Source organism: Blautia sp. MSJ-36 (assembly GCF_018917985.1).
Lineage (GTDB): Bacteria > Bacillota > Clostridia > Lachnospirales > Lachnospiraceae > Blautia_A.
The window spans coordinates 175,343-200,763 of record NZ_JAHLPQ010000001.1 but is presented as its reverse complement, the minus strand read 5'-3'; the positions used below and the strand labels follow the sequence as shown (position 1 = coordinate 200,763).

20 protein-coding genes are annotated in these 25,421 nt (G+C 45.3%); 3 read left to right on the top strand and 17 right to left on the bottom strand.

Annotated features, from left to right (window positions below):
* Positions 1-7 precede the first annotated feature (7 nt).
* Genes alr through KQI39_RS00900 form a run of 3 tightly spaced genes read right to left on the bottom strand, consistent with a single transcriptional unit; the run spans position 8 to position 3,399 of the window.
* Positions 8-1,177, bottom strand: a complete 1,170-nt coding sequence (alr, locus tag KQI39_RS00910) for an alanine racemase (protein ID WP_173761726.1) — start codon at positions 1,175-1,177, stop codon at positions 8-10.
* A complete protein-coding gene (locus KQI39_RS00905) occupies positions 1,174-2,691 on the bottom strand; it encodes an NAD(P)H-hydrate dehydratase (protein ID WP_173761727.1) in 1,518 nt (505 codons plus the stop codon). Before KQI39_RS00905 ends, alr begins: the two co-directional genes overlap by 4 nt.
* Before the next feature lie 60 nt (positions 2,692-2,751).
* Entirely contained in the window at positions 2,752-3,399 is a 648-nt protein-coding gene (locus tag KQI39_RS00900) for a redox-sensing transcriptional repressor Rex (RefSeq protein WP_148448011.1), read from the bottom strand.
* Between the two features lie 214 nt (positions 3,400-3,613).
* Here KQI39_RS00900 and KQI39_RS00895 point away from each other — a divergent pair, with 214 nt between their 5' ends.
* A complete protein-coding gene (locus KQI39_RS00895; protein WP_148448013.1) occupies positions 3,614-5,530 on the top strand; it encodes an ABC-F family ATP-binding cassette domain-containing protein in 1,917 nt (638 codons plus the stop codon).
* A 38-nt stretch (positions 5,531-5,568) separates the two neighbouring features.
* Complete coding sequence (locus KQI39_RS00890) at positions 5,569-8,181, top strand: YfhO family protein (RefSeq protein ID WP_216415828.1); 2,613 nt, start codon at positions 5,569-5,571, stop codon at positions 8,179-8,181.
* Here the strand turns inward: KQI39_RS00890 and KQI39_RS00885 are convergent.
* Positions 8,176-8,949: an inositol monophosphatase family protein gene (locus KQI39_RS00885; RefSeq protein WP_148448017.1), complete on the bottom strand. Its 774-nt coding sequence runs from the start codon at positions 8,947-8,949 to the stop codon at positions 8,176-8,178. The two genes, KQI39_RS00890 and KQI39_RS00885, sit on opposite strands and share 6 nt — an antisense overlap.
* Before the next feature lie 20 nt (positions 8,950-8,969).
* Entirely contained in the window at positions 8,970-9,839 is an 870-nt protein-coding gene (locus KQI39_RS00880; protein WP_253293008.1) for a pyridoxamine kinase, read from the bottom strand.
* Between the two features lie 89 nt (positions 9,840-9,928).
* Here KQI39_RS00880 and pdxR point away from each other — a divergent pair, with 89 nt between their 5' ends.
* On the top strand, positions 9,929-11,266 hold the full coding sequence (gene pdxR, locus KQI39_RS00875; RefSeq protein ID WP_148448020.1) for a MocR-like pyridoxine biosynthesis transcription factor PdxR: 1,338 nt from the start codon (positions 9,929-9,931) through the stop codon (positions 11,264-11,266).
* A 25-nt stretch (positions 11,267-11,291) separates the two neighbouring features.
* On the opposite strand, the gene KQI39_RS00870 is transcribed toward pdxR, so the two are convergent.
* From KQI39_RS00870 to KQI39_RS00815, 12 genes are all read right to left on the bottom strand, one after another.
* Positions 11,292-11,933 carry a precorrin-8X methylmutase gene (locus tag KQI39_RS00870; RefSeq protein WP_148448022.1) on the bottom strand — a complete coding sequence of 214 codons (642 nt, stop codon included), beginning with the start codon at positions 11,931-11,933 and terminating at the stop codon, positions 11,292-11,294.
* 2 nt (positions 11,934-11,935) lie between these two features.
* Positions 11,936-13,456 carry a cobyric acid synthase gene (locus KQI39_RS00865; RefSeq protein WP_148448024.1) on the bottom strand — a complete coding sequence of 507 codons (1,521 nt, stop codon included), beginning with the start codon at positions 13,454-13,456 and terminating at the stop codon, positions 11,936-11,938.
* Positions 13,441-14,493 carry a threonine-phosphate decarboxylase CobD gene (gene cobD, locus KQI39_RS00860; RefSeq protein ID WP_216415826.1) on the bottom strand — a complete coding sequence of 351 codons (1,053 nt, stop codon included), beginning with the start codon at positions 14,491-14,493 and terminating at the stop codon, positions 13,441-13,443. The genes KQI39_RS00865 and cobD overlap by 16 nt, the downstream gene beginning before the upstream one ends.
* A gap of 64 nt (positions 14,494-14,557) precedes the next feature.
* Entirely contained in the window at positions 14,558-15,532 is a 975-nt protein-coding gene (gene cbiB / locus KQI39_RS00855) for an adenosylcobinamide-phosphate synthase CbiB (RefSeq protein WP_216415824.1), read from the bottom strand.
* Positions 15,519-16,922 (bottom strand): cobyrinate a,c-diamide synthase, encoded by a 1,404-nt coding sequence (locus KQI39_RS00850; protein WP_216415822.1) that lies wholly within the window; start codon positions 16,920-16,922, stop codon positions 15,519-15,521. Before KQI39_RS00850 ends, cbiB begins: the two co-directional genes overlap by 14 nt.
* Positions 16,919-18,895, bottom strand: coding sequence for a precorrin-6A reductase (gene cobK / locus KQI39_RS00845; RefSeq protein ID WP_216415820.1), 1,977 nt, complete (start codon positions 18,893-18,895; stop codon positions 16,919-16,921). The genes KQI39_RS00850 and cobK overlap by 4 nt, the downstream gene beginning before the upstream one ends.
* Positions 18,888-19,619, bottom strand: a complete 732-nt coding sequence (gene cobJ, locus KQI39_RS00840; RefSeq protein ID WP_216415817.1) for a precorrin-3B C(17)-methyltransferase — start codon at positions 19,617-19,619, stop codon at positions 18,888-18,890. The genes cobK and cobJ overlap by 8 nt, the downstream gene beginning before the upstream one ends.
* Positions 19,612-20,700 (bottom strand): cobalt-precorrin 5A hydrolase, encoded by a 1,089-nt coding sequence (locus KQI39_RS00835; RefSeq protein ID WP_216415815.1) that lies wholly within the window; start codon positions 20,698-20,700, stop codon positions 19,612-19,614. The genes cobJ and KQI39_RS00835 overlap by 8 nt, the downstream gene beginning before the upstream one ends.
* A gap of 3 nt (positions 20,701-20,703) precedes the next feature.
* Entirely contained in the window at positions 20,704-21,462 is a 759-nt protein-coding gene (gene cobM, locus KQI39_RS00830; RefSeq protein WP_216415812.1) for a precorrin-4 C(11)-methyltransferase, read from the bottom strand.
* Between the two features lie 2 nt (positions 21,463-21,464).
* Positions 21,465-22,166, bottom strand: a complete 702-nt coding sequence (cobI, locus tag KQI39_RS00825) for a precorrin-2 C(20)-methyltransferase (RefSeq protein ID WP_216415810.1) — start codon at positions 22,164-22,166, stop codon at positions 21,465-21,467.
* 73 nt (positions 22,167-22,239) lie between these two features.
* Positions 22,240-23,421: a cobalt-precorrin-5B (C(1))-methyltransferase CbiD gene (gene cbiD / locus KQI39_RS00820; RefSeq protein WP_216415808.1), complete on the bottom strand. Its 1,182-nt coding sequence runs from the start codon at positions 23,419-23,421 to the stop codon at positions 22,240-22,242.
* Positions 23,422-24,049: 628 nt separating this feature from the next.
* A complete protein-coding gene (locus tag KQI39_RS00815) occupies positions 24,050-25,390 on the bottom strand; it encodes an MATE family efflux transporter (protein ID WP_216415806.1) in 1,341 nt (446 codons plus the stop codon).
* Between the last annotated feature and the right edge of the window lie 31 nt (positions 25,391-25,421).

Here is a 25,421-nt window from a genome sequence, read left to right as displayed (position 1 = left end):
TACTGATTTACTGAAAAAAGCTCTCTTCTTCTCCGCATTCTTTTCCGTCTTTAATATAAACCCTCGGAACACGTTTGCTGATCTCACAGACAAACTCGTAGGAAAATCTTCCAGAAAGATCTCCCAGTGTTTCCACACTGATAAATTCTTCTCCGTCTCTTCCCATCAGTGTTACCTCATCTCCGGCTTTTACCTCAGGAATATCCGTAACATCTACCATAAACTGATCCATACATACGCGTCCAAGAATAGGAGCTTTTTTGCCATGGATCAGAACCCATCCTTTATTGGAAAGCTGTCTGGGATATCCGTCCGCATAGCCTACCGGAATGGTTGCCATTCTGGTAAAACGTTCTGTAACAAAAGTTCCACCATAACTTACCGCAGTTCCACGTTCCACATTTTTCACATAGGACACATGGCTTTTCAGTTCCATGGCTGGTGTCAGTTTTATCACATCCCGTTCCACCTCTTCCGACGGATAAATACCGTAAATGGTAATTCCCGCACGGACAACGTTAAGATTTGCCTCCGGCACACGGATAATTCCCGCACTGTTGGAACAGTGGCGTACCGGAATATGGACTCCTCTCTTTTCCAGAAGATCCGCAAAACGAAGATATCTGTCAAGCTGTACAAGTGCCGGAGAACGGTCAAACTCATCTGCTCTGGCAAAATGCGTAAACATTCCTTCAATTACAAGATTCGGAATTTTGGAAACCGCTTCAATCTTTACTGCATTTTCCGGAATATCCGCATATCCGATCCTTGTCATTCCTGTATCCAATGCCAGATGAATATGTACATTTTTTCCGATACGCTCTCCTGCCTTCGCATATTCCACTGCTGTATTCAGATCTGAAATGGTAATCCGGATGTCATTGGCAGCCAGCTCCTCATAATATTCTTCGAATACAATGCCAAGAATCAGGATTGGTTTGGTAACGCCTGCATGACGCAGTTCCAGCGCTTCTTCTGCCGTTGCTGTGGCAAAACCCCAGATATAATCATAATCGTGAATCAGATGTGCAATTGCTCTCGCACCATGGCCATAGCCATCCGCCTTGATCACTGCAATGATTTTTGTTCCTTCTTTCACATTTCTGTGCATTTCCTCAAAATTATGAGCAATGGCATCCAGAGATACCAGTGCCTTGACTCTCTCGTATTTTTTCATGATTTTGACTCCTCTTCACCTATCGCTAAAGCCTGGGGCAGATATTCAATGATATCGCCTGCCAGCATACTGCGCTTTCCTTTTTCAGCGGCTGCAAGATCGCCGCAAAGTCCGTGAAGATAAACACCTAACGCGGCCTTTAAAACCATGGAGGGATGTTCCTCCGTTTTCAGATACATACATAATACTCCTGCCAGAAGCCCGGAAAGCACATCTCCGCTTCCGGCAGTTGCCATACCGGAATTACCGGAAAGGTTCAAATACAGATCGCCTTTCCCATCTGTAATTACTGTACAGGCATCTTTCAGGACACATACGGTACCGGTTTCTTTCGCATAGTCCACTGCGGTCTGTGCAATTGTTCCCTGGATTTCCGATATGGTTCTTACACAAAGTCTGCTCATCTCACCGATATGCGGCGTCAGAATAACATTTTCACCCAGGAATTCCTTCCACTGAGGATGCATTGCCAGAAGATTCAGTCCGTCTGCATCCAGAATCAGTGGCTTTTTCTCCCGGGCGGCTGCCGTAAGAAACCACTGTTCTCTCTCACGGCTGGCCCCCGATGTTCCCAGTCCCGGTCCAATCACAAGGATATCACACCAGGAAAGAAGCTGTTCGTTGGATTCCTCATCAAACCGGGTGCATACCATAGCCTCCGGAAGAAGAATCTGCAATGGAATCCTGTTTTCTTCTACTGTCTGAATTTTTACCATTCCCGCCCCGGCATGAAGAGCAGCACTGGCGCTTAAATAAGCAGCCCCGCACATTCCCTCGCTTCCGGCAACAAATAGAATTTTTCCAAAAGTTCCCTTATTTCCGCCGGGATCACGCTCCGGAAACAGTTTCAGGTCTTCCTGCTCCAGACAACATGCAGATGCCTTTACAGCTTCCTGCTCATAGATTCCGATATCAGCGGTAACAATCTTTCCTGCATACAATCTGCCCGGATAAAAGCAAAGTCCTCTTTTCCGGTAACCAAACGTAACAGTCAGATCCGCGCTGAAGGCAATTCCCATTTCCAGGCCTGTATCTCCGTTTACTCCTGATGGGATGTCAACAGCGATCTTTTTTGCCCGGGCACTGTTCATCTCATGAATAACTTCCGCATAATGTCCCTCGATCGGACGCACCAGGCCTACGCCAAACACGGCATCTACTATAGTAGTATATTCACTCCAGTCCGGGTTATTCACTTCCGGGACCTGATATCCTGTGGCAATTTTATACTGAAGCACCGTTTCTCTGGTCATTTTGTCTTTGTTTCCGACCATGCAGAATTCTGCCCGGATTCCCTTCAGATAAAGCAGTCTGGCAACGGCAATACCATCGCCTCCGTTATTGCCGCTTCCGCATACAACCAGTATTCTTTCATTTTTTTCGAGATATTTCTCTATTTCTTCTACTACTTTCAGTGCTGCCCGCTCCATCAGAACTTCTGATGCCACTCCGATATGATGAATGGTGGCACCATCCAGCTTCTTCATCTCCTCGCAGGTAACAATTTTTTTCATGCTGTGCCCTGCCTCCCCTCTTAATAGAGAAAGCTGCCGTTTCCGGCAGCTTAACACTTTCTACTTTTCCACATGCTCCTGCCTGTATTTACTCAGATTATAAGACAGTGTCATAAGACTTTCGGAAAGATGCACGTTCTCCACAATTACATCATCCGGTGTCTCCAGATCAAGATGTGCAAAATTCCAGATTGCTTTGATTCCGTTCTCCACCAGAATATCTGCCATTTCTTTGGCTTTGTTCTTCGGAAGAGTGAGAATTGCAATCTCTACATTATTTTCTCTCAGGAAAAACGGAAGTTCACTGAGCATCTGAATCTCAAGTCCGCGGACTGCAATACCCTCAAGCACAGGATTTACATCAAAAATTCCCACCAGCTTGAAGCCACGTTTCTCAAAGTCCACATAATTGGCAAGTGCCTGTCCCAGATTACCGGCACCTAAAATGATCATCGGATGAACGATGTCCAATCCGAGAATTTTACCAATTTCCGTATAAAGATAATGTACATTATAGCCATACCCCTGCTGCCCGAAACCGCCGAAATTATTGAGATCCTGACGGATCTGGGAAGCTGTGGTATGCATCTTCTTACTTAATTCATTGGAAGAAATACGCTCTACATTGTCTTCCATCAGCTCTCCTAAGTAGCGGTAATAGCGTGGCAGACGCTTAATCACCGCTTTCGAGATTTGTTTTGTCTCCACGATAGTTCTCCTCCTTACCTTACACTAGGTTAATTATACCGAATTGACATTTTCCTGTCAATTAAAGTTGTGAGTTCTGTACAAATTTCTTCATATTTTTTTAAAAAATTGATTTTTTCTTTGAAATCCTGGCGGTTTCCGTTATAATAGGTGGAGGATTTTCCCTGTTTTATGACCAGACAGAGACAATTCTTTATACAGGAGGACAGTTTTTATGATTTTATCATGTCAGAATATATGCAAAGCCTTTGGCGAAAAAGTAATTTTAAATGACGCATCCTTCCATATTGAAGACCGGGAAAAAGCGGCCCTTATCGGATGCAACGGTGCAGGAAAAACAACCCTTCTTCGGATCATCATGCAGGAAATTTCCGCTGATTCCGGCAATGTTGTTCTTGCACGTGACAAAAATATCGGCTATCTGGCCCAGTATCAGGACATTCACGGGCACCATACGATTTATGAAGAACTTCTTACCACCAAGCAGCACATCATTGATATGGAACGCCGCATCCGTAATCTGGAGCAGGAAATGAACCATGTACAGGGCGAGGACCTGAACCGTCTGATGGAGACTTACACCCGTCTTACCCATCAGTTTGAACTGGAAAACGGTTATGCCTACAAAAGTGAACTGACCGGTGTTTTAAAGGGTCTTGGTTTTACAGAAGAGGATTTTGACAAACAGATCGAGACGCTTTCCGGAGGGCAGAAAACCCGTGTTGCCCTTGGCAAGATGCTTCTCTCCAAACCGGATATCCTGCTTCTGGATGAGCCTACCAACCACCTGGATATGGAAAGTATCTCATGGCTGGAAACCTACCTTCTGAATTATCCGGGAGCTGTATTTATTGTCTCCCATGACCGTTATTTCCTTGATAAAGTTGTCACAAAGGTAGTGGAGATTGAGGCCGGACAGACCCGTGTCTACAGTGGAAACTACTCTGCTTATGCTCTTAAAAAAGCCCAGCTACGCGATGCCCAGTACAAGGCATACTTAAATCAGCAGAGAGACATCAAACATCAGGAAGCAGTCATTGCCAAACTGAAGTCCTTTAACAGAGAAAAATCTATCAAACGTGCCGAAAGCCGTGAGAAGATGCTGGATCGTGTACAGCGTATCGAAAAACCTCTGGAAATTCAGGATCGTATGCGGATTTCCCTGGAACCCCGTGTATTAAGTGGAAACGATGTCCTGCATGTGGAGGAACTCTCCAAGGCATTTCCGGGACAGACTCTGTTCTCCGATATTTCTTTTGATATCAAACGTGGCGAACGTGTGGCACTGATCGGAAACAACGGAACCGGCAAAACTACCATGCTGAAAATTATCAATGGTCTTCTCGAAGCAGATGCCGGAAAATTTTCTCTTGGTTCCAAGGTGCAGATCGGTTATTATGACCAGGAACATCATGTTCTTCATATGGATAAGACTATTTTCCAGGAGATTTCCGATACGTATCCGACTCTTACAGAGACCGAAATCCGAAATATGCTTGCAGCATTTCTTTTTACCGGAGACGATGTATTTAAAGAAATCTCCGCACTTTCCGGTGGAGAACGAGGCCGTGTTTCCCTTGCCAAGCTGATGCTCTCCGAAGCCAATTTCCTGATTCTGGATGAGCCTACCAACCATCTGGATATCGCTTCCAAGGAAATCCTTGAAGAAGCACTGGTAAGTTACACCGGTACTGTCCTTTATGTCTCCCATGACCGTTATTTCATCAATCAGACCGCAACCAGGATCATGGAACTTACCAATCAGGCTGTGGTCAATTACATTGGCGATTATGATTACTATCTGGAGAAAAAAGAAGAACTGACCAGCGCCTATGCTCCGGGAATTGATTCTCCCGAGGCCCCTCAGGAAGAAAAAACGGTTTCCGAAAACAAACTTTCCTGGCAGCAGATGAAAGAAGAACAGGCGAAGAAACGAAAACGGGAAGCAGAACTGAAAAAAGTGGAAGCCCGCATTGAGGAACTGGAAACAAGAGATAAGGAAATTGACGATACCATGGTTCTCCCGGATGTCTGCACCAACGTGGCAGAATGTACCAAATTAAGCCGTGAAAAAGCTGCCATTTCGGAAGAACTGGAAGAACTTTATGAAAAATGGGAAGAGCTGGCCTGACGGCCAGCTCTGTTATAATCATCCCGGAGGAGGAACCTGTGAAAAAGAAGCGCATTTATTTTTCTGCATTTGGTCTTACTTTTGCAGTTTTACTGATTTTATTTATCACCTGTGGCTATGCCCCTTTTGGCAACAAATCACTGGCTGTGGATGATGCCAGCATTCAGTATCTGGATTTTTATGCTTATTTCAAGGATGTTCTGGCGCAGAAAAACAGCATTTTTTATACATTTGGAAAAACACTGGGAGGTACCAATATCGCTGTTTTCAGCTATTATCTTTCCTCCCCGTTTATGCTTCTGAGTGTCTTTTTTCCAAAAGAAAATCTCCATTCATTTTTTGACATCCTGGTACTGCTGAAATTATCTCTGGCTTCCATGACCTTCAGTATTTTTCTTGTAAACCGCTTCCGGAAATATCTGACAGAAAACACGGAATCTGCAAGAACTTTTTTTGTTGTCCTTTTATCCTGCTGTTACGGTCTTTGCCAGTATACCATTGCCCAGAGCAGTAATATCATGTGGATTGACGGTGTCTATCTTCTTCCGCTGATTCTTCTGGGAACCTATCAGATCATACATGGATCATCCATCTGGAAGCTTTCTGTCTGGGTGGCATTGTCGATTCTTTTTAACTGGTACAGCGGTGGTATCAACTGTGTATTTTCCGCCCTGTGGTTTCTTTTTGAACTTGCCTTATATTTTCTGGGATCATCAAGAAAATACAGCCATATTCCACGAAAAGCCCTGGTCATGATATTCCGTTATGGCCTCTCTATGTTTCTGGGGCTTATGTGCAGCGCGGTTCTGTTTTTACCCACTGTACTTGCCATGGGAAATTCCAACCGTGGTTCTCTGGACCTTGCAGCATTGAAGGATTTTTCTTTCGTCGGACAGCTTCCCACCATTCTGGAAAGTTACCACCTGGGCGCGCACAGTACTCCAAACAGTACTTCTCTGTTCTGTGGTACTCTGGTAATCCTGGCGGTTATTGCCCTTTTTCTTTCTTCTACGTTATCTGCACAGAAAAAAAGTATGCTGGCCTGTTTTCTTGCTGTCATAGCACTGATTTTTTACTGGAAACCTTTTTATATGGTATTTTCATTGTTCAAAACTGTGGAAAGTTACTGGTGCAGATATTCCTATGTGGGAATTGCCGCTCTGATCTTTCTGGCTGCCTGTTTTTATCTGATTTACTTGGATGACCATACCGCAGTTCTTCTTTCCAGAGGATGGATCATTTTTTCGGTTCTTCTGTTTTTTCTGGATAATATTCACCCCGGTGAACATACATCAAAAATCTATCTGACCGTCTTTTACGCTGCAGTTACCTTGATTTCTGTGAGACTTTTTATGTACAGCCGGAATTTCAAATCATGGAAAAAAGCAGTTATCACTCTGCTTTGTACAGGAATCATCCTTTCAGAACTGGCAGTTAACGCCAGCTTTCTGATGAATGATTACCATGCTGACGAAAACAGCCAGTACACCGCTTATTCTCTGGGTTCCCAGAAACAGATCGGCGAAATCAAGGAATCGGACAGTTCCATTTACCGGATTTCACAGACTTCCACAAAGATTCAGTACACTGACGGTGCAACTGCAAATTATAACGAAGCTCTGGCTTATAATTACCGTTCCATTTCCGGTTATACTTCCTCCCCGGACGATACGCAGAGAGAATTTCTGGAACGTATCGGTTACCGTGAAAACGGTCTGAATATGAACATTACCAACTCTCCTGTCATTGCTGCAGATGCTCTGCTGGGAGTAAAATATACCTTGTCTGCCTATCCCGTTAACGGACTGACAAAACTGGATTCTATAGAGGCGGAAAACGGAAAGTCCGTATACTGTAACCCGTCTGCACTGCCGATGGCCTTTCTCTATCATGACAATTCGGAATCTATACAGACTCCGCAGACCGATGACCCGTTTGTATACCAGAATTATCTGTACAGCATTCTGTGCGGACATCCGGTTTCTCTGTATCGGCCGTTATCCTATACCTATTCTTCCAAAGGAGATTCCGATTCCGGCACTGACCAGGTATACACCCTTTCTGTTCCAGAGGGAAATTACGCACTATATGGAAACATACCCTGGGATTCCCCTATGGAAAATGCTTCTTTAAATGTAAATGACTCCTATATCAGCCGTTATTCCTGGTGGCTCAGTCCCTCAGCTTTTTATATTCCAGCAGCTTCCGAAGCCGCTTATGCAAAAGTTTCCATCCATTCAGACAATGGATATTTCATCCGGGATGGGGGCGAACAGTTTTACGCGCTGGATCTGGATGCCCTTGCCGCTGTTTCCAAGGAGATTTCAGGCAGAGCTGTGGAAGAGTTCCAGCTGGAAAACGGGCATGTTTCCGTTTCCTGTACTGCTGCTGATTCCAGCTCCCTGCTTTATCTATCCATCCCTTACGACAAAGGCTGGAAAATATACAGAAACGGCCAGCAGATTACTGCCGGCCTTCTGGATGACTGCATGTATTCTATTCCTCTGACAGAAGGGAAAAACCAGATCGAGCTTCGTTACATCTGCCCGGGAATCCGCGCCGGAATTCTTCTCTCTGTTTCCGGAATCCTGCTCACGCTGCTGATCTCCCTTTTTGAACACAAAAATCGGTTACAAAAAAATAAATTATAATTCTTTTAGAAGAATTTCCGCAAACTGCGGCGCACAGGCGAGGATGTCCTCATTTTTCAGATAGGACGGTTCCTCGCCTTTCCAGTTCTTCACAATACCGCCTGCTTCACGAAGAATAATGGTTCCCGCAGAATAATCCCAGGGTTTCAGGTCACGTTCAATATATCCATGCTCCCTTCCACAGGCAACATAACACATATCGAGTTCTGCAGATCCGGTACGACGGAAATCCGCACATTTCATAAAGATGTGATAAAAAATCGGAAAAAGATTTTTTGCTTCTTCTTTTGTGTAAGGAGTGGAGCCATAGGAAATTACCGCATCCCCAAAATCTTCGGTATCGGATACATGGATTCTCTTTCCATTAAGATAAGCGCCCTCTCCCTTGGCTCCGTGGAACAGTTCATCGGAAAACGGATTGTATACAATACCGAAAACAATCTCACCGTTTTCATAAAGTCCCAATGCAACTGCGCTCATATGAAAATCCAGAATAAGATTTGTAGTACCGTCAATAGGATCCAGAATCCAGTAAGTTTTTTCTCTGGAAAGTCCCAGGTTTTCTTTTTCTTCCGCGATCAGGGAAATCTCCGGAAATGCTTTTCCAAGTTCCTCTTTCAGAAAGTTCTGCACGGCCAGATCCACATTTGTCACATAGTTAGCAGCTCCCTTTACCATTACTTCTTCGTTATTCATCTCTTTTAAAATCAGTTCTTTTGTCTGTTTTACAAGAGCAATTACTTTTTTCTGTTCTTCTGCTGAAATCATGATTTTTCCCCTTTTCTTTATTATGAAAGTAACATACCTAGATGCGCTTCAAAGCATACCCCGTCATTACGGTCTGTTCCTTCTGATACTGCGTCTCTGATTGATGTGGAAATAAACTCCACCGCCATATGTGCACAGGTTTCCATAGAATATCCTTTCACCAGCCCGGCACTGAGCACTGACGCAAAAAGATCTCCGGTTCCGGAATAACTTCCACCGGATTTTTCGGCAAATACCCAGGAGACCTTCTCTTTTTCCAGGACAAGATTTCCCATTTTCGGTGTCTGGCTGTTTTCTCGGTAATTCACACCTGTAATCACCACTGCGGAAAGAGAAAATTCAAGAACAAGGCGCTGTCCGATCTCCTGGATTTTCTCCAGCCTTTCTGCCTCCGGCATAGTTTCCAGAACTTTCCATTTTTTCTCCATTTCTTCTTTTCCGTAAAGGAGCAGCAATGCCTCTGTAAGGTTTGGGGTAATTACATAGGAACGGCTGACCAGTTCGCGGAAACGGCTTCGAAGTCCCTCTGTATAAATCGGGTAGACTTCCCCGTCATCGCCCATTACCGGATCAGTAAGAATCAATGTCTCCTCACCGGCAAACAGATCCATAAATTTCAGGATCTTATCTGCCTGCTTTTCATCCGAGAGAAAACCTGTATAAATTCCATCCGGGATAAATCCCCGCTTTTTCCACTGTTCCATATATGGCGTCATCTGCCGAGTAAGATCCTCGCAGAAATAAGTTTCATATCCTGTCTGATTACTTAAAACAGCGGTAGGAAACGGGCATGCCTGCACTCCCATCACGGAGATTACTGGAATGGCTGCTGTCAGCGAGCATTTTCCCAGTCCGGAAAGATCATTGATCACGGCTATTTTCTTCATCATAATTCTCCAGTCTTGTGTTTTTTTCTGTATTATTATAGAATGAATTGTCAGGTTTACGCAATCATTTTTGGAAGGAAATTACCATACCTATGTTGAATATATCCGTAGAACACAAAAAAGAACACCTCTATCTGGAGGTTTATCATTATTACCGGAAGCTGATTCTGGAAAACCGTCTGCTCCCGGGCAGCAAGATGCCTTCACTCCGTAAATGTGCCCAGGAGCTGAAGCTGAGCCGTACCACCATCGAAAACGCATATCTTCAGCTTGCGGCAGATGGTTATATTATCGCCCGGGCACAGAGCGGTTATTACGTTACCGATATTGCAACCAAACAGCATCCTCCTGCTCCGGAAAAACATGCGGCAGACGTCCCTCCCTGTCTTTATGATTTCGCCTCCTCCGGCGTAGACCGGGAAAGTTTCCGCTTCGATCTCTGGCAGCGTTACATCAAAAGTGCACTCCGTCAGGGTGACCGTATGCTTTCCTACGGTGAACCCCAGGGGGAAAAAGATTTCCGGGAAGTTCTCGCCGATTATATCCGGGAACGCAGAAATGTGATCTGCTCTCCGGATGATATTGTTGTGGGCGCAGGCCTGCAGAGTCTTCTCCAGATTCTCTGCCCTCTGCTTCTGGAACAAAAAACCGTTTCTTTTCCCACCCCATCCTTTATTCAGGGAAGTACCATTTTTGAAGATTATGGATTTGATGTCCACTACAGGGATAAAAACTGTGATGTAATCTATGTTTCTCCTGCCCATATGACCAAATGGGGTGAAATCATGACTGTAAAACGCCGTCTGGAACTGATTCACCATGCACAGGCCAACGGCCACCTGATCATTGAAGATGATTTTGAAAATGAATTCGTTTATCTGCAGAAACCAACACCATCTCTTTTCGGTCTTTCCGGAGGCGAAAACGTTGTATACATCGGATCTTTTTCCAGACTTCTTCTTCCATCCATCCGTGTCAGCTTTATGGTACTTCCGCCCACCCTCCGGGAACGGTACCAAAAAAAAGCAGACTTTTACAACCAGACTGCTTCCAAGGCAGAACAGATTGCTCTCTGCCAGTTTATCCGTGACGGCCACCTGGTTTCCCAGACAAGAAAACTCCGCCGTCTGTATGCACAGAAACTGAAAGCCCTCTCCACTGCTGTCCGGGAAACCTTCGGTACAGACTGCCAGATCAAAACAGGGGCTGCCGGAACCAGTCTGGCTCTTACCATTCCCTGCACAATTTCAGGCAGCGAACTGAAAAAAAAAGCACGTGAAAAAGGCCTCCGTCTGGAAATTCTGAAGGAAACCCCGGAAGATATCACACTGGTTCTTTCCTGTTCTTCCATTCCTGTAAAAGATTTCCTGCCTGCATGTCAGCTTCTGAAAAGTGTTGTGGAAAAAAACGCCTCCGCTGCCTGTTTTTAACAGTTGCGGAGGCGTTTTTACATTCTTAATCTCTTCGGTTATCAATCATATAAAGCAGTGCATTTACAATACACGCCGCAATATTGCTTCCACCCTTTCGTCCTTTTGCCACAATATACGGAACATCTGCATGCATAATCAGTTCCTTTGACTGTACCACATTTACAAAGCCTACCGGTACGCCAATAATCAGTTCCGGAGAAAGTTTTCCATCCTCAATCAGTTCATAGAGACGAACCAGGGCAGTTGGTGCGTTTCCAATAGCAAAAATCAGCTTCTCATCCATCTCGGCAGCTTTATCCATACTGGCTGTAGCTCTTGTGGTTCCGTTTTTCTTTGCCAGAGCTGCCACATCCTCATCGGACATGAAACAATATGCCTCACCGCCGTAACGCGCAAGAGCACGTTTGTTGATGCCTGCTTTTGCCATCTGCGTATCTGTAACAATGCACGCACCATTTCGGATCGCTTCCATTGCCTTTTCTACCGCACCCTCAGAAAAACAGAGATTTTTTGCATAATCAAAATCCGCACTTGTATGAATACAGCGTTTTACAATCAGCTCTGTTCCCGGAATCAGAGGAGTGTCTCCCAATTCTTCGGTAATGATCTCAAAACTTCTTTTTTCGATCTCCATGGGTTTTACATTTTCAAGCTCAACTTTCATTTTTATTCGTCCTCCGTAATCCCGTTTTCCAGTATCTCATAGATTTTTTTCATATCCAGATGTTTTCTAAGCTCTGCCGCCAGGATATCATACTGTTGCTCTTTAAATGCGGCAAAATCCACTCCTGTCATATTTTCCACATCAATGCCCTTTTTCTCACCGATCACACGGATAATCGCCTCTGCAGATGCCTCTTTATCAAAGACTCCATGTATATAGGTTCCGCACACATTTCCGGAAAAAGCGCCTTCCTCTTTGGTCTCACCACTGACACTGTCCGTAATTTTTGTGGCTGTACCCGCATCTTCCTTTCGAATACTCTCTCCCATATGGATCTCATAACCTTCAATTTCTGCTCCGGAAAGAGGTGCAAACACACCGGAAAGCTGTCCAAACTGTCCGTGAACCCTTGTCCTTGTTTTCTTTTCCGCAAATATGGTATCCATGGGAAGAAGGCCCATTCCCTTCATGGAGCCGCCATTTTCCACTCCATGAGGATCGCTTAAAGTTTCTCCCAGCATCTGATAACCACCACAGACACCAAAAATCAGCTTTCCTCTGGAAGCCTCTTTCAGAACTGCCGCTTCCATTCCGCTTTCCCTCATCCAGATCAGATCGCCCATCGTGTTCTTGGTTCCCGGAAGAATAATCATATCCGGAGAATGGAGATCTCTTGGATGTTTCACATAGCGAAGTGAAACGCCCGGAATGCTTTCGAAAGGATTGAAATCTGTGAAATTGGAAATCCTAGGAGTTCGAATCACCGCGATATCAATCACACCGGCTTCCTGTTTTCTGTCAAAGCGTTCCGTAAGGCTGTCCTCATCTTCTACCTGAATATCCAAATATGGAGCCACTCCCACAACCGGAATTTTGCTTCTCTCTTCCAGCATCGCAACACCAGGATCCAGAATGGTCTTATCCCCACGGAATTTGTTGATGATCAGGCCTTTCACCATAGCCTTTTCATCTTCTTCCAGAAGTTCCACCGTACCGATCAGCTGTGCGAAAACGCCACCACGGTCAATGTCACCTACAAGAAGAACCGGCGCCTTGGCCATCTTTGCCATTCCCATGTTTACAATGTCCTCATCCTTGAGATTGATCTCTGCCGGACTTCCCGCACCTTCGATTACAATGATATCATTTTCTGCCGCAAGGGCATTGTAAGCTTTCATTACATCCGGAACCAGTGTCTTTTTATATTTAAAATAATCTCTGGCACTCATGGTTCCAAGAACTTCTCCGTTAACAATTACCTGGGAACCTACATCATTGGTTGGCTTCAGAAGAATTGGATTCATCAGTACCGATGGCTTGATCCCGGCTGCTTCTGCCTGCATGACCTGGGCACGTCCCATTTCAAGCCCATCCTCTGTAATAAAAGAATTCAGGGCCATATTCTGTGATTTAAAAGGAGCCACTTTATAGCCATCCTGCTTAAAAATTCTGCAAAGCCCTGCTGCCAGCAGACTTTTTCCGGCATTGGACATGGTTCCCTGTACCATTATTGCTTTTGCCATAATATACCTCCCTCAAGTACCTGGATCAGTTTTACATTTTCCTCATGGCGCTTTACCGCAATCCTGTAAAAGCCTTTGGTGAGCCCCGGATAATTGCTGCAGTCCCGGATCAGGATGCGTTTCCGAAGACAGAACTCATACAGTTCTTCCGGCCCTTTAAAGAAAATATAATTTGCTTCCGACGGAAATACTTTATACCCAATGCGGGTCATCTCATTTTTCAGCCATTGTGACTCCCGAAAAACAAGCTGTCTTCCTTCCTCTACATATTTTGTCTCTGTCAGTGCCTGGATTCCCGCAGCCTGCGCCATGGTGGAAACATTCCAGGGCTGAACATGAAGTTCCATTTTCTCCATCAGTTTCCGGTTGGAACAAAGGCCATAACCCAGCCGTACACCAGCCATGGCATATCTCTTTGTAAATGCTTTCAGAATAAAAAGATTGTTAAATCCCGAAAGTGACCGTTTCAGAGAATATTCCTCCGGTTCTTTCACAAAATCCAGGAAACATTCGTCTACCACCAGAAGAATCCCAAGTTTTCTGCACTTTTCCAGAATCCGTTTCAGAAGCCTGTGAGGAATCAGCATACCAGTGGGATTATTCGGATTGCATAAAAATGCCATGTCCAGTCCTTTGTGAAGAATATCCAGATAAGACTCCCCCAGCACAAAACCTTCATTTTCCGTCAGCATATAATATTCCAGTTTACAGTCCGTACTCTCCAGTGCCTGTCCGTATTCTGCAAAAGTCGGCGCAGGAAGCAGCGCCTTTTTGGGTTTTACCGCACGGCAGAGGGTAAAAATTACTTCTGCTGCGCCATTTCCACAGACAATTTCTTCTTTTTTTACACCTTCATATTCTGCAATCTTTTCCCGAAGAAGATCACAGCCTACCTGAGGATACTGTGCAATATGATCCAGACTGCCGATAATCGCCTGTTTTACGCTTTCCGGTGTTCCCAGAGGATTCAGATTCGCTGAAAAATCAAGGCAATCTTTATGTCTGTATACATCTCCTCCATGTATGTGTTTTGTCATTGGTCCTTCTCCTGTCTGTTATGTATTATCTGCATTTTTCCGGGTCAGAACGTTTCTGTGCCGGTCAGAAAAACAGCATACGAATGCCTGCACTGATCAGACAAAATATAATAATTCCCAGCACAGATGCCGCATACATCAAACGGTTGGCTCTTTTGATATCCTCCGGCTCCACCGGGCGGATCGGATCCCCAATCGTAGGTTTTTCATATAATTTTCCAAAATAATACGCATTTCCCGCAAGCTGTACTTCCAGAGCACCTGCCATAGCTGCTTCCGTCTGTGCAGAGTTGGGGCTTGCATGGTTTCTCCGGTCTCTTTTATAGATCCTGGCTGCATTTTTTGTGTTCATTCCTGTCAAAACCGTTCCCGCTACCATCAGCCAGCCGGAAATTCTGGCGGGGATATAATTGGCCACATCATCCAGCTTTGCGGCAACTCGTCCAAAATACAGATATCTGTCATTTTTATAACCCAACATGGAATCCATGGTGTTGATTCCCTTGTACAAAAACATCAGCGGTACTCCGCCGACAGCCATATAAAGCATAGGGGCAATTACGCCGTCTGATGCATTTTCTGCCACGGTTTCCACTGCTGCTTTTGTCACACCGATCTCCGTAAGTTCTTTTGTATCACGGCCGACAATCATGGATACCGCATAACGCGCTTCATCCAATGTTCCATTTTTCAGACGGTCATAGACTTTCATGCTTTCATCTTTCAGGGAGCGGGTGGCAAGAAGCTGGTAACACCAGAAAGTTTCCAGCACAAAGCCGGCCACTGTTGAAAAACGGTAGAGATAATGCAGAACCAGAAATGGTACTCCGCCACTGAACAGACAGATCAGCACCACAGTCACAAAGCCGCCGGCAAGTTCCCCTCCATGACTTTTCGGAAAAATTTTGCGAATTCCCTTTTCCAGTAACGCAATCAGATTTCCGATGACACAGATAGGATGATACAGCCATCTGGGATCTCCGATAAGAAGATCCAGGACAAATCCCATAACCAGTGCAGGAAGACTATATTTCAACATCTTTCTTCATCCTCCGTTCTTTCTTGTATTCCAACGCATCTGTCAGAAAACGCACCGGAACTTTCGGATTTCCATAATAATAAAGATGCGGAAATCCTGCCATCATACGGCCCTTTTTGTGGATACAGTCCCAGCCTCTTTTGGATGCCGGTTTTGACGCATGGAACGCGGCACCACAATCTGTGGAATCAAAATAATGAAACTCATGGGCAGGTATTTCACCAAGTCCGGTATTTTCTTTTTCCGTAAGAGTAATATAACCAAATCTGTTAAGTCTGGGTGTCCGAAACGATCTTCCCCGGATTACACCGCAGACCTTACGGAAATGGCCTTCCATGTCCTCCATCTCCTGATGAAGATACATAAATCCGCCACATTCTGCCAGGCAGGGCATTCCTTGTTCCATCGCATTTCGAATCGCCAAACACATCTTCTGATTCTTTTCCAGCGCTTCTCCGTTCAGTTCCGGATATCCGCCGCAAAGAAGAAGTCCATCCAGATCTTCCGGAAGTTTTTCATCATGGATCGGAGAAAACGTTACCAATTCTGCCCCCATCTGTTCCAGAAGATTTAAATTATCCGCATAAAAAAAGCAGAAAGCTTCATCGTCTGCCACACCAATCCGTACTTTTTCCTCTGTATGATAGGCAAATGCAGCGTCTTCCTGAATCAGCTTTTTCAAATCCGGTGCCTGAAGTTCCGGTGCAGTTTGGGCAAGTTCCAGAATTCCGTCAATATCCAGTGTCTTTTCCAAAACTTCCGCAAGTTTCTGTAAACGGTTTTTCAGTTCCGGAATTTCTTCCGGAAGCACCAGTCCCAGATGACGGCTTTCAATAACACAGTCTTCCACTTTTGGTACATATCCCAGAACTTTTACGGAAAGCTCTTCTTCCAGAAGCTGTTTCATCCTCGGATACAACATCGGAGACATCTGATTAAAAATCACTCCACAGATATGGCTGTCTTTCTTATATTCCAGAAATCCCTTCACATAGGCAGCCAGTGATACACTCATCCCACGGCTGTTTACAATCAGAATCACCGGTGTATCCGTAGTTTTTGCAAGATCATAGGCACTGGCTCTGGATGTCGTTCCACCCACACCATCATAATAACCCATGACACCTTCCATCACCGCAATCTCACAGTCTGCGGCATTTTTTGCCAGAAGGTATCTGGTCCTGTTTTCATCTGTAAAAAATGTATCCAGATTCCTGGATTTCGTACCGATTACCCGGCTGTGGAACATAGGATCAATATAATCTGGTCCACATTTAAAAGAGGCAGTCTTTAAATTCCGGTTTACCAGTGCCTGCAGAAGGCCGCAGGTAATCAGGGTTTTTCCACTTCCGCTTGCACCTGCCGCAAGAAGCACTCTGGGAATTTTCACTTTGGTTCCTCCCCTCTTCCACTGCAGGAAATAATATAAATCGGGTTTTCTCCCATCATCATATGGTATCTTCCAACAGATTTGGATCTTGCAACTCCAAGCTGTACAATATCCACGTCTTCCAGATCAAATTTGCGGATGGCTTCCATGGCTTCCGTAACCGTTTCCAGAGTAATACAGTTAATCACAATACGTACTTCCGGGTTCTTTTCCAGAAGAAGTTTTATAATTGCATCCATATTTCCGGAGGAACCACCGATAAATGCATGAGTCGGAACCTCCAGTTCCATCATAGCCTCCGGTGCCATTCCAGGTATGATCTCCAGATTATCTACAGCAAATTTCTGTTTATTCTCTTTCAGAAGTGCAAGGGCGTCTTCTTTTTTCTCAATGGCATAGACCTTTCCGTTCCATGCACGAAGAGCCATTTCAACGGATACAGACCCTGTTCCTGCCCCCACATCATAACAGATGGAGTCTTCAGACAGATGAAGTTTGGAAAGAGACACGGTCCGTACCTCTTCCTTTGTCATCGGCGCCTTTCCTCTTTGAAATTCTTCGTCTCGGATTCCATGAACTGCCGGCAGAGACCGGGCATTTTCGTTATACGCTGTCACCACACTTAATGCATCTCCATGGTATTCCGTAAGATTTTCTGCCTTATCATGAAAAATCTTCTCCTGGTCATAGGAAAGATTCTCTCCCACATAAAGTGTCACATCCCCCATGTTGTAATCTACCAGTTTTGATGCAAGTGCCGCCACTCCATCCTCGGTTCCAAGAATGGAAAACACTTTTCGGTTGTTCCGGATCAGAGAGACCAGATTACAGTTTCTTCCGTGGGCGCTGACAATCTTTGCGTCATCCCAGGAAAGGCCGATTTTTGCCATAAAATATACCACAGAAGAAATTCCACAGATCACCTGAACATCCGGTCCCAGAAGATCCAGAAGTTTCTTTGCTCCGCTGTAGAATCCCACATCCCCGGAAAGCGCAATGGCAACCGTCCGGTATTCCGGATGTGCTTTGATATATTCTGCAATCTTTTCGCTGCGGTATTCATGAAGAACCGCCTGGCCTGGTTTCTGTACGGCTTCCGTCATACGTCTGGCTCCGATCAGAAGCTCCGCCTCCTCAAAAGCTTTCTTTCCCTCTAAAGTCAGCGTTTTTTCTGCCCCCATGCCGATTCCCACAAGAGAAATCTTCTGTGACAGACTCACCCCGAAAAATTCTGCCAGAAAACCCCTGGCTTCTAAAAGAGAGAGCCCTTCTTCCTTTAGCGGTCTTCCAATAATCACCGGAATAACACCCAAGCGCCGGCAGGCTTCCATTTTTTCCGGAAATCCTCCCGCCAGCCCGGTATCTTTCGTCACCAGATAACTGCACTGATACTGGCGCAGCATTGCTTCATTGATTTCCGTCGAAAACGGTCCCTGCATACCGATGAGATGTTTTCCCTCAACTCCAAGTTCCGCGCAGGCACTGATTACAGAGGGAATCGAGAGAACCCTTGCAAAAAGTCTCTCTTTATAATCCGGAATTACTGTAAATTTGGCCAGTTCCTTACTTCCCGTGGTAAGAAAGATATTTCCTTCTGTGCCGCAAAGAAACTCTGCCGCTTTTTTCGTACTTTCCACATAAACTGCCGTTTCACTTTTTTCTCCCTCCGGACGAAGAACCCGCTGATAACGAATTCCTGTATTTTCACAGGCTGTCCGGATATTTTTTGTTACTTCCGCAGCATAAGGGTGTGTGGCATCCAGAACAATTTCCGGTGTTTCCTTTCGGAAAAGTTCCTCCATATCTTCTGTTTTCAGCCTTCCTGCGCTGACATGAAGGAACTCATTTTCTTTAAGAAGAGAGCCACCGTACTCTGTAGCAGCACAGGCATACACCGAAACTTTATTTTCCGCAAGAAACTCACAAAGTGCATAACCTTCTGTGGTACCTGCAAAAACAATGGCTTTATACATTCTTATATCCTCTTGGCGTTACCATCTTGCCATCTATGTTCTTTGTCTGGGAATTTCCCACAAAAACGGTAGTAAACATATCTACTTCCGTATCTCGAAGTTCTCTTAACGTCATAACCTGTGCGGTTTCTCCCTCTCTTGCGATCTGGGCAACTGTACCGCATACTGTATCCGGGGATTTGTATTTCATCATCAGGTCACAGGCTTTCTGAAGATAATCTTTGCGCTTTCTGCTGGATGGATTGTAAAGGCATACTACAAAATCTGCCTGTGCGGCTGCCAGAAGCCTTGCCTCAATTTTTTCCCATGGAGTGAGAAGATCGCTTAGGCTAATCAGGCAGAAATCATGAATCAGCGGTGCCCCCAGAACTGCAGCCCCACCGGTTGCAGCTGTTACACCTGGAATAATGTTAAGCTCCACATCCGGATAATTTTCTCCCACTTCGTACATCAGACCCGCCATGCCATAGACACCGGCATCTCCACTGCAGATCATGGAAACGGTTTTTCCTTTTTTTGCTTCCTCAAAAGCAAGTACACAGCGGTCCACCTCTTTCTTCATTGGAGTGGTCATAAATTCTTTTTCTGCAAAATATTCTTTTACAAGATCCACATATACGGTATAGCCAATAATCACATCGCTTTCATTTAATGCACGGATCGCTCTCCCAGTCATCTGGTCGTATGCTCCCGGGCCAATTCCAACAACATAAATTTTACTCAAAACGTATCCTCCGATTTCCGGCTGCAAGAGCGGTGGTTACACCGTCCCGGCCTGTTTTTTTTCTGATCAGGGTACCCTGTCCGCAACCCAGAACCGCGCTTCTTTCACAGACATTGTCTACACCTGTTATTTTTTTGACAAATTTTGATGGAGTAAATTCTCCTTTTACTGCTCTCAGCTCTTCTTCGGTAAAGGTCCGAAATGGAAGGTTCCAGGTTTCTGTCAGAGACAGTAATCCCTGCTCTTCTTTTTTCAGATCAATACTTGTGATCGCCTGCAGTGCTTCTTTATACAGATCTGCTTCTTCCAGACATTCCTCCGCTGCCGTCCGGATTGCCGCAGCATCCTTACCCTTTCTGCATCCCATTCCCAGAACTACGTCAGGTGGTACTACGTGAACAGTATTTTTAAATGGCAGACAGCTTTTATGAAAAGTCACCGCAATACCGGTTTCCGGCACTTTGCCGGTTTCTGAAGCTGTCGGATCCTCTTTCTTATTTAAGGGGCTTCCATCTTTTCCGCAAAGCATCAGTCCCTCCGGCAATTCGCCTTCCCATGGAAACTCACTGTAAAAGCCAACCGTCTCTCCTGCAAGCAGTGCTGCCGACGCTTCTTTCGCCGCTTTCATATGAAAAATCGCACACCCGTTTTTTTTGGCAAAAACATCTACCGCAAAACGGCTGTGAAGATCTGTCGCTGTAGTTACCACAGGTACTGCCTGGAGATCTTTCGCACATCGGATGGCCAGTTCATTTGCTCCGCCCAAATGACCGGAAAGAAGTGAAATCACAAATTTTCCACATTCATCCACTACCAGCACAGCAGGATCTGTTTTTTTTCCTGCAATATAGGGTGCAATGCTTCGAACCGCAATTCCACAGGCACCCACAAAAATCACTCCGTCTTTTCCGGACTGAAACTGCTCCTCTGCCCATTTTGAGACAGATACAGAAATCGAATCCGGAAGATAACGGCTCTTTTTTGCCAGCGTAACCTGATCGCCTTCTTTTTCCAGTGCCCTCTGAAGTTTTTCCCCTGTCTCCAGTCCTGTCATGCTGAAGCAAATAACGGAAATATTCATATTCTACTTCGTAGCCTCACGGAACTCTGTTGTAAATCCGGGATCATAAAGCTTGGAGCGGTCATAATGTGCCGCATTTACTGCATCTCCCACCAACATCAGAGCGGTCTTTGTGATATTGTTCTCCTTTGCTGTCTGTGCAAGAGTTCCCACTGTACAGATAAATTTCTTTTCATCCGGCCAGGTTGCCTTGTAAACAATAGCTGCCGGTGTATCTTCCCGGTAACCGCCCTCTACCAGTCTGCGGCTCAGTTCTTCCAACATACCTGTACTGAGGAAAATTACCATTGTTGCATTATGTGCGGCAAAAGACTGAATACTTTCTTTTGTCGGAACCGGTGTTCTTCCTTCCATTCTGGTAATAATTACACTCTGGGAAATATCCGGAAGAGTATATTCCAGATTCAGTGCTGACGCTGCCCCGCAGAATGCACTGACACCTGGACAGGAATCATAAGGAATCCCCTTTTCATCCAGAATATCCATCTGCTCACGGATTGCACCGTAAATACACGGGTCACCGGTATGTAGACGAACGGTCATTTTTCCTTCTGCTTCTGCTCTTTCCATAACGGAAATCACTTCCTCAAGAGTCATCTTTGCACTGTTATGAATAGTGCAGACATCTTTGGAATACTCCAGAAGCTGCGGATTTACAAGAGAACCTGCATAGATAATTACATCTGCTTCCTCCAGATACTGTTTTCCTCTTACTGTGATAAGATCCGGCGCTCCCGGACCTGCTCCTACGAAATGTACCATAACTATTCCTGTGTCCTTTCTTTATTTTCTTTAATAATAATCAGAGAATAATATCCTGCATCCTCCGGAATCTCTTCCACACTTCTGTAGATTTTTTCATCCGGCATTCCGCAGTTTTCAATCATCATGGCTTCCGCACCCTGAGCGAGAAGCTGCTCTTTTACATTTTTCATTTTCTTTCCGGCTTTCATAAGAACCTTGGTTCCCGGAAGTTTCAGTGCATCCTCAATCTGATAGGAAGCCGGAATTACATGGAGCGGCTCTGCTTTTTCCACAAGTCCGGTATTCAGACGTGCAGAAACCGCACAGAAGGATGTGATTCCACAGACAATTTCTGTGTCATACCCCTGTGCTACAAGCCTATGATGTACATAGAGATAGGTGGAATAAACCGTTGGATCTCCAAGTGTCAGAAATACCACATCTTTCCCCTGATCCAGGACAGCTTTTACTTTCTCGGCACCTGCATCGTGATAACTTTTCAGGACTTCTGGATCTTTTGACATTGGAAAAGGAACTGCAAGGAGTTCTTTTTTTCCAAGTTCCGGATAAGCGCCCTCTACAATTTTAAATGCTACCGTATCTTCCGGAATCTCTCCTGGAAGTGCAATTACTTCTGCCTCTTTTACAAGTCGAAGTGCCTTTAAAGTAAGAAGTTCGGGATCTCCTGGTCCTACACCTACGCCGTATAATTTACCTGCCATTTTTCTTTCCTCCTGTAATCTATTTATTGACAGAATGATTTTTTTCTGTCCCTGTTATTTTGTAATAAAATTTTTATAATTTTTCGGATTGTTTCTTTATTTCTGTAATGAGTTTTTTTGCATCCCGTGTCTGTCCCAGCAGCCCATATACATTGGAAAACACCACAGCTCCCAGTACAATCTGTTCATAGGAACGGTGATCCAGATAAAACTGAATTTTCTCCATTACAATGGCCATGGTTTCTTTCAGAATGCCATATCGTTCAAGAACCGCCAGCGCTTCATCTGTAGTTCCGGCTTCCAGAATTTCTCTGGCACATTCCAGAGTGCCTCCTGCACGGATGGCTGAGGCACAGAGAACTTCCATTCTTCCGTCTGCACAGTGGGAATGAGTATTCATAATCCCTGCGGCAACTTTCACGAATTTTCCGATATGGGCCACAAAAAGAATTCCTTCTACTCCCATATCAATGGCCATATCAATGGTTTCCCCTACATAATTGCTGCATTTGATATTATTTTCAAAAGGAATGGTCATATGTTCCCGCAGATAATCTGCACCATAATTTCCAGGTGTCACCAGTATGTAGTTCTCTCCCTGGCAGAAATGCTGTTTCATTTCCACGTGGATGCTTTCAATCAGTGCTTTTTCACTCATGGGTTCCACAATTCCGCTGGTTCCCAGAATGGAAATTCCACCTAAGATACCAAGCCGGGGATTGAAAGTTTTTTTTGCAATCTCCTCTCCTTCCGGCACAGATACCGTAAGTTTCAGTCCACCTTCATAATTATATTCCTGGGCTGCCTCTTCGGCTTCTCTTAAAATCATGGCTTTGGGCACCGGATTGATGGCAGCCTCTCCCACCTTCTGGGAAAGCCCCGGTTTGGTAACTCGGCCTACACCGATTCCGCCGTCCAGAATAATCTGCGGATGTGTACCGGAATTTTCTGTATTTCCTGAAAAAAATTTTTCTGCTTTTACATAGACCAGAATTCCGTTGGTGGTATCCGGATCGTCACCGGCGTCTTTTTGGACTGCACAGGAGACGTAATCTTCCCCACGGGTGATGTCATGAAGAGCCAGAGTAAGAGTGATTCCCTTTGGGGTGTTTAAGGTGACCTCCGAGAAGGATTCACCGGAAAGCAGCATGCGGACTGCACCACGTGCTGCACCTGCCGCACAGGAACCAGTAGTGTAGCCGTAGCGGAGGCGTTTGTTGTTTTTTATGATGTATTTGTTTTCTAATCCATTCAAATTATTGGGGCCTCCTTTGGGAAATGAGATTTTTTGTAGGAAATTTTTTGTTTTTTCGTTTGGTGTTGCTTTTTAAGCAGTGGGAATTTGCGAGGAGGGGAAGCACTCAGAGTTGCGAAGGCCGTTTCCCCTCCTCGCGCTCCTCCCCTCCGGCCACGCAATTGGGCGTACGGTATTGGAAATGATACACCATGGCGGGGCGATGGATTCCACGATATCGACTCCGGCAGTCTGAGCCGATTAATCGCTCCGGACGGAAAGCATGTCTGCTTCGCAGATTGTTCCTGATTTTTTACTTGAATTTTTATTTTCTGACAATGTTACATTATGTATACACCTTCACCCTTTTTACAGTCTCACCCGCAATCCAGGAACAGGCCTGCCACGCAGGCCGCCTTCCGTCCCTCCCCAGATCGGCTAAGACTCACACATCCAACAAAGTATCATACATCCACCCTCTCGACAAATTCACATTGCCACAATGCGGAAATTTTCTGCGTGCCCAAGAAGGGGGAGTGTGAGGGGGATCTTCGGGCTTCGCAACTCTGAGATGATCCCCCTCACGGTTTTCCTCCCGTTTTCCAAAACGCCCTCGCCCAAAGGCTTTGGGATCCCATAAGGCAATTTCCTAAATTACCTTATGCTCCAACCACTTGCGGCTGTGGAATCTCCATGTAAATATGATTCCGCGTACTGTCCAGTCTGCAAACATTCCGATCCATACGCCCATTGGCCCAAAGTCCATAACGCGGATGAGAAATACACAGAGGCAGAACCGGCAGGACCACATGGTACAGCAGGAGGTGATCATGGAAAATTTCACATCTCCGGCTGCACGCAGTCCGTATCCCGGTACAAAACCCATTGTCCAGACAAGCGGTTTTACGATCGTGATCCATGTAATCATATGAATACACATTGCGGCACTTTCTTTCTCCATACCGCCCAGAATGGTAACCGGTCTGGCCAGGATATAAACGACCAGACAGCTTGCGATAATAACAGCTTCCGCAATGACACAGAGTTTTTTTATGTAATAGACCGCCTCATCTTTCCTACCGGCTCCAAGGCACTGCCCTACAATCGTCATCAAGCCGACACCGACACCGATAGCTGCAATTCCATTTAAGTTCTCCAGAATATTGGTCATCGCCTGAGCCGCAATGGCAGTTGTTCCCAGCGTAGATACGGTTGACTGAATCGCAAGTTTTCCAAGCTGAAACATACTGTTTTCTACTCCGGACGGAATGCCCAGTCCCAGAATTCTCTTGATCATACTCCAATCCGGACGGATTTTCAGATAATCACGAACAACAATGGGCTGCCTGTCTTTCCGTAGCTGATAAAGAACTACCACAGCACAGAAAATACGGGAAGCCAGTGTGGAAAGCGCAGCACCTGCAACACCAAGATGAAATACCCAGATCAGAATCGCATTTCCTCCAATATTCATAACATTGGAAATCATGGAGATCGTCATGGGCCCTTTTGTATTCTCCTGAGCACGGAATATGGAAGCCGCGGAATCATATGCCGCTATAAACGGAAACGACAGTGCTGTGAAAAAGAAATATGTTTCCGAAGCACGCATAACATCTGCTTCTACCGCTCCGAAAATAAACCTCAGCAGAGGTTTCTGAAAAATAAGACAGACCGCCGATACCGCTACCGAAATCGCAGTGATAATAAACAGCACCTGTCTTGCAGACATGTTTGCTTTCTCATAATTTTTCTGTCCGATATACTGGGCACACACAATCGCGCCCCCTGCTGCCAGCGCCGAAAAAGCCTGAATCAGAAGTATATTGATGGAGTCTACCAGAGACACCGCAGAAAGAGCCGCAGATCCCACATTGCTGACCATCATGGTATCTGCGGTTCCCATTATCGAATTCAGAATCTGTTCCAACACAACCGGAACCAGAAGATTACGAATCATCCGGTTGGTAAACATATGCTGCTGTTCCATTGTTTCATCCCCCACACTGTCTATAAAGTTA